Annotated in this window: 1 protein-coding gene; it reads left to right on the top strand. The window is 38.9% G+C overall.

The annotated features are described in order from the left end of the window. Positions 1-95 precede the first annotated feature (95 nt). A complete protein-coding gene (dapF, locus tag CEX73_RS02785; protein ID WP_101627065.1) occupies positions 96-920 on the top strand; it encodes a diaminopimelate epimerase in 825 nt (274 codons plus the stop codon). Positions 921-1,042 lie beyond the last annotated feature (122 nt).

Raw genomic sequence — 1,042 nt, 5'->3', positions numbered from 1 at the left:
ACTAAATAAAATCAGATATATGTACTATAAGCATATTTATCACACTAAAATATATACTAGTAGTGCCACTAAGAAAAAAAAACGAAGAGTTAAGTATGTACTTCTCTAAAATGCACGGTCTTGGTAATGACTTTATGGTCGTAGAGATTGTGACTCAAAATGTCTCTTTATCACCTGATAGAATTCGTTCTTTATCAGATCGGCATAGTGGAGTAGGGTTTGATCAGCTACTCGTGGTAGAACCACCTTATGATCCTGAATTAGATTTTCATTACCGTATTTTTAATGCTGATGGTAGTGAAGTTGCACAATGCGGCAATGGTGCACGTTGTTTTGCACGTTTTGTACGGATGAAAAAGTTAACTAATAAACGCGTGATCTACGTTAGTACCCAGACTAGGCGCATGGTACTAACAGTAATAGAAGATAATTTAGTACGTGTAGATATGGGCGAACCTAAATTTGAGCCGCAGCAAGTAGCATTTCATGCTACTAGTGAAGAGAATACTTATATCATGCGTCCAGCAGAAAATACTATATTATGCGGGGTTGTATCGATAGGTAATCCACACTGTGTCATGAAAGTGGATAGCGTCGATCACGCTCAAATTGCAACTATTGGTCCTATGCTAGAAAAACATAAGCGGTTTCCGGAACGAGCTAATATTGGTTTTATGCAAGTTGTAAACCGAGAGCATATTCGTCTACGAGTTTACGAACGAGGAACAGGTGAAACTAAAGCATGCGGTAGTGGCGCCTGTGCTGCGGTAGCAGTTGGGATTCAACATGGTCTACTTGCAGAGCAAGTACAAGTAGATTTACCTGGTGGCAAGCTAGCTATTAGCTGGCGTGGTCCGGGCCAGTCTCTTTATATGACTGGACCAGCAATTCATATTTATGACGGATTTATTAATTTATAACATATCAAACTAAATAGATATGCTAACAAACCAACAATATAAAACCATATGTTTATTCACTATATGCACGCTGTAGGATACAAAACATTGTGCTGTCGCATCCAGCTTGTTACGATCGTAAC

Origin of the sequence: Candidatus Palibaumannia cicadellinicola (assembly GCF_002855795.1) — a bacterium.
Taxonomy (GTDB): domain Bacteria; phylum Pseudomonadota; class Gammaproteobacteria; order Enterobacterales; family Enterobacteriaceae; genus Baumannia; species Baumannia cicadellinicola_C.
The sequence above is the reverse complement of the archived record's forward strand: the minus strand, read 5'-3'. Positions and strand labels throughout refer to the sequence as shown.